Genomic DNA, 5,124 nt, shown 5'->3' on the forward strand with positions numbered 1-5,124 from the left:
GCCCCGGCTGCCAAGCCGGGGCACCTGCTGCATTCCGACAGCTGCCTGCTGGCCGCCGCCGGGGAACAGCCGCACCGCCATCCCCGCGTCAAGTATTCTGACTCGCCGCGCCGCCGGTATAACCTCGGCTAGGAGCCCGTTCGCACTACAGCCTGAGGAGTCCCCCGTGCCCAGCCAGTCATCACCCGTCCGCCGCCCGCTGAAGGCGGCTGCCGCCGTCGTCCTCTTGGCAGCGCTGAGCGGCTGTGGCGGTGGAACGGATGAACCGCCCCGGGATGCATCCGGTGCGGTGACCGAGGCCGCCTCCGCCGGCGCCTACGCCATCAAGGTGGGCGATTGCCTGAACAACCCGGACACGGACCGTTTGACCGAGGTGGAGTTCCTGCCGTGCGACCAGGCGCACGAACTGGAGGCGTTTGCCGCCAGCAACTTGCCGGACGGAGATTTTCCCGGCGACAAGGAAGTGGCGGCCAAGGCAAAAGCGTTCTGCATGGCCGAGTTCGAAGCCTTCGTCGGCATCCCCCATGACGACTCAGCCCTGGAACTGACCTACCTGAGCCCGACCGAGGCAAGCTGGACCGGCGAGAAGGACCGCGAGCTCCTGTGCCTGCTGGGCGAGAAAGGCTCGGCCACCGTCACCGGCACGCTCAAGGACGCCAAGCGCTAGACCGGCAAATCAGCCCTCCCCGCGCCGGGGCGGGCCCTGCATTCATGCCACCGCTCCCGCACCCCCGTTAACGACGACGCCGGTGCCCGGCTCCGCGGGACCGGTTAGGGAGCGTCGACTGCGGTGAGGCTCCCGTCGGTGACGGCGAGGATATCATCGGCGTCGGCGAGGATATCGCCCGCGTCGGCTGCGGCCTGGTATTCCTTGTCCCCGGCCGGGGCCCCGGCGCCTACTGCGGCGGGGATTCCATCGTCAGTGGCCAGGGTCCTGTTGCCGGCGTCGGTCAGGATGGCCCGCGCGATCCGGTCCGCATCCTGCAAGGTCCGGCCGCCGGTTTCGCCGGATGCGCCGGCCTCGGCCGCAATCGATGTGCCCCACTGCACCGAGGACAGCTGCAGTCCGATCACGAAGAGTCTCTCCATGGGCTGGCCGTTCCGGTTTAGCGGGCGGTACGGCGGCAGCGTCACGTCCAGACCTGAACCGGTGACCGGCTGTCCGTTGGGCCCGATCATCAGCCGGGGCCGGACGAAACCGTCCTCGAGCATCCGGCGCAGCAGCGGCGACCGGTTGTGGGCCACCCGGTTGGCGGGCATCATCGCTTCGACCAGGTAGGCGCCGCTGTATTCGGCGCCCTCGACCCATGGCGAGGTGACGCGGAACCGGCCGCTGTCCGGGTCCACGTCGTAGACCGGTTCCGGTCCGGCAAACCGGACAATGCCTGCGCGTGCCAAGGCAGCGAGCTGCTCGATGCGCTGGGCGGGCGGACCGCTGGCCAGGCCTTCCACCAGCGGTTCGAACCAGCCGCGCAGTTCGGCAAGCCAGGATTCTTCGGTGATGCCGCCGTCGGCCACGATCTTCTTCAGCAGCGAGCGCCCTGCGTTGAGCGCCCCGATGGCCATCTTGAGCGGATCATCGGTGCCGCGGGCCGAGCCTTCCGCGTCAGCATCCAGGTACTCCAGCACCGCCAGCTGATGTTCTGCGGCGGAGGCAAAGTTGCGTCCGTTGAACGGCTTGGCCAGTGCCTCCACATCCAGCAGCCTGGCCTCTGCCACCCGCCCGGACAGGTAGGCCCCTACCCGCGCCTGCAGGGTGCGGCTGCCGGGCTCCCATTTCTCAGCCAGCAACTGGTCCAGTCCGGTCAGGAGCTCCGCCGGCGGCACGCTCAGGCACTCCGGTTCCACCCTGGCCAGCGTCGCATAGTAGGTCCAGTACACGTCGCGTTGCAGCATCGGCCACAGGTCATGGTCGAAGCCTGGCTGGACGCCGGCTTCGGCGAACAGGCTGGCAGCGTGGGCGGTGAAGTGCCGAAGCTCCACGCCGGCGGGAATGTAGCTGTCAATCCGGGCCTTTGCCCGGTACGGAGTGCCGCGGCGGGAGCCGGCCACCAGGCGCGGTTCCTTACCGGACGGGAGATAGCGCAGCGGCTCTGTCTCGGTGGCCGGCAGGAACTGCCCGCCACGGCCCAGCGTCACCTGCACCATGACGTCGAAGAAGTTCAGTCCCATTCCACGCACCAGCACCGTGCGCCCGGGCGGGATCCGGCCCCAGTCCACGTCCGCCGGAACATTGGGCGGCAGGTAGTTCAGGCCGAAGCGGGCAGCGGCATCCTGAAGCTGTTGCTGCTCCGGGTTCAGCGCCGCCGCCACGTGTCCCAGGGCCAGCACCACGGCGTCCGCCGTGACGGTGGCGCCGTGGTCCAGCTCAAGCTGCCACGCGCCGTCCTGCTGCGTGAGCCCGACGGCTTCGGCCCCGTGGATAGTAAGCGACACCTCCGCCCCGGTCCGGGCGGCCAGCTGCGCAAAAATCCAGGTCAGGTAGCGTCCGTAGAGGGCCCGGCTGGGAAAATCGGCCGGCCCCAGCGACTCCGCCTCCTCACGGTCATCCGCGGGCACGTCCGTGATGCTGCCCGCTGCCACCGCGGACCGCCAGGCCTCGAAGGTCATCCCGGCCACTGGTTCGGGGCCCACCTGCGCAGTACCCGGTGCCGGCACCACCGTGGGAAACAGGCAGGGGGTGTTCATCAGGAACAGCCGGGACTGACCTGGCCGCCAGACATGCCCGGCGCCGGGCGGAAAGGGATCGATCAGGTGGATCCGTAATCCGGCTCCGCCTTGGGCCCGGTGGTTGGACAGCAGCCGCTCCAGCACCGACGTGCCGCGCGGGCCGGCGCCCACGATCGCCACACTGTAGCTGCCCGGATTGTCCATGCCTTCTAGCCTACGGGTTGGCAAGGGAGGGCTCGGGCAGCATGCCTAGGATGGGTCCATGGCTCAGGACACGCAGCATTTGCCCCAGGACGACTTCATCTGGCTCGAGGACATCCACGGCAACAAGCCCTTGGAGTGGGTGAAGACCCAGAACCTGCGCACCGAAACCAAGCTCGTGGACGAACAGTTCACCGCTCTGGAAGCAGACATCCTGGAAGTCCTCGACGCCGAGGACAGAATCCCCGCCGTCACCAAGCGCGGCCCTTACTATTACAACTTCTGGCGCGACAAGGCCAACCCGCGCGGCCTGCTGCGCCGCACCACGTGGGAGAGCTACCTGACCGATTCCCCGCAGTGGGAGGTACTGCTGGACGTTGACGCGCTGGCCGCCGCCGAGGGCGTTGACTGGGTCTATGCCGGCTCCGTCTTCCTGCGCCCGGCCGACGGCTTCAGTTACCGCCGTGCCATGCTGCGGCTCTCCCCCGACGGCGGCGACGCGGTCCGGTTGCGTGAGTTCGACGTCGAGGACCGCGCGTTCGTGCCCGGCGGCTTCGACATCCCGGTGGCCAAGAGCTATGCCTCCTGGCTGGACGAGGACCGGATCCTGCTGGGCACCGACTTCGGCCCCGGTTCGCTGACCACCTCCTCCTACCCGCGGACCAGCCGCATCCTGCGCCGCGGCCAGGCACCGGAGGCAGCCGGGGAATACTTTGACGTGCCCGAGGACCACATGCTGGCCCAGGTGGGACACGACCCCACACCCGGGTTCGAGCGCGACGTCGCGGTGGATGTGATCGATTTCTTCAACTACTGCACCTACCTTCGGCGCGGCGGCGAGTGGCTGCCCATCGACGTCCCGACCGACGTGAACGTTGACCTGCACCGCCAGTGGCTGCTGCTCCGGCCGCAGGGCGACTGGGACCTGAACGGCACCGTCCACCCGGCGGGTTCGCTGCTCGCCGCCGAGTTGGAGCCCTTCCTGGCCGGAGACCGCTCCGTGCAGGTGCTGTTCGCCCCTGATGCGGCGACCTCGCTGCAGTCCTGGAGCTGGACCAGGAATTACCTGTTGCTGAACCTGTTGCATGATGTCTCCTCGCAGGTCCGGGTGCTGGATCCGGCTGCGGACTGGGCTGCCGCCGAACTGCAGGACTGTCCGCCCTTGCACGCCGTGGACGCTTCAGCGGTGGACGACGAAGAGTCCGACGACTACTGGCTGGTGGCCACCGGCTACCTCACCCCGTCCACCCTCTCCCGCGGCACCATTGGCGGGCCGGCGCTGGAAGTCAAGGCTTCGCCGTCGTACTTTGACGCCTCCGCCTATGAGGTCCAGCAGCACTTCGCCACTTCCAAGGACGGCACGCAGGTCCCCTACTTCCAGGTGGGCCCCAAGAATCTTGAGTACGACGGCGGCAATCCGGTGCTGCTCTCGGGTTACGGCGGGTTCGAAGTGGCCAGGACCCCCGGCTACAGCGGCACGGTGGGACGGGCGTGGCTGGAACAGCGCACCCCGGATGGTCGCGGCGGCGTGTACGTGGTGGCCAACATCCGCGGCGGCGGCGAGTACGGTCCGGGCTGGCACCGGGCGGCGCTGCAGGCCAACCGGCACCGCGCCTACGAGGACTTCGCGGCCGTGGCGCAGGACCTGACGGACCGCCGCGTCACCCGGAGGGAGCGGCTGGGCTGCGCCGGTGGGTCGAACGGCGGGCTGCTGGTCGGGAACATGCTGACCAGCTACCCGCATCTGTTCGGCGCGGTGTCATGCGGGGTGCCGCTGCTGGATATGGCCCGCTACACGAAGCTCTCCGCCGGCTACTCCTGGATTGCCGAGTACGGGGATCCCGAGGATCCGGCGCAGTGGGAGTTCATCCGCACGTTCTCGCCCTATCACCTGCTCCAGCAGGGTACGGAATACCCGGATTCCCTTATCTGGACGGCTACCTCCGATGACCGGGTGGGCCCGGTGCAGGCCCGGAAAATGGCGGCCCGGATGCAGGAGCTGGGGGTGGAAAACGTCTGGTTCCACGAGGCGCTCGAGGGCGGCCATGCCGGTGCCAGCGACAACAAGCAGACGGCCCGGCTGCAGGCCCTCTCCCACGCTTTCCTCTGGCGCTCGCTGACGGACTGATCGGTGTCCGGTTTTGCTCTTGGACCGCGGTTCTGGGTAGTCTTGTGTGGCTAGCAATAGCGTTTGGAGACGTGCCAGAGCGGCCGAATGGACTTCACTGCTAATGAAGGGTCGGGGTTAAACTC

The 5,124-nt window shown here is 68.3% G+C and carries 3 protein-coding genes; 2 read left to right on the forward strand and 1 reads right to left on the reverse strand.

Annotated elements, in window-relative coordinates:
* Positions 1–166: 166 nt before the first annotated feature.
* Positions 167–667: a septum formation family protein gene (locus tag AC5RWT_RS34305; protein WP_494084120.1), complete on the forward strand. Its 501-nt coding sequence runs from the start codon at positions 167–169 to the stop codon at positions 665–667.
* 104 nt (positions 668–771) lie between these two features.
* Here AC5RWT_RS34305 and AC5RWT_RS34310 read toward each other — a convergent pair whose 3' ends face one another.
* The gene (locus AC5RWT_RS34310; RefSeq protein WP_494084121.1) at positions 772–2,874 is read right to left on the reverse strand and encodes an FAD/NAD(P)-binding protein; all 2,103 of its coding nucleotides are present in this window, start codon (positions 2,872–2,874) and stop codon (positions 772–774) included.
* Between the two features lie 58 nt (positions 2,875–2,932).
* Between AC5RWT_RS34310 and AC5RWT_RS34315 the strand changes: the two genes are divergently transcribed.
* Complete coding sequence (locus AC5RWT_RS34315) at positions 2,933–4,999, forward strand: prolyl oligopeptidase family serine peptidase (protein WP_494084122.1); 2,067 nt, start codon at positions 2,933–2,935, stop codon at positions 4,997–4,999.
* The last annotated feature ends 125 nt before the right edge of the window (positions 5,000–5,124 follow it).

It is taken from the genome of Arthrobacter sp. Dra40, assembly GCF_059091905.1.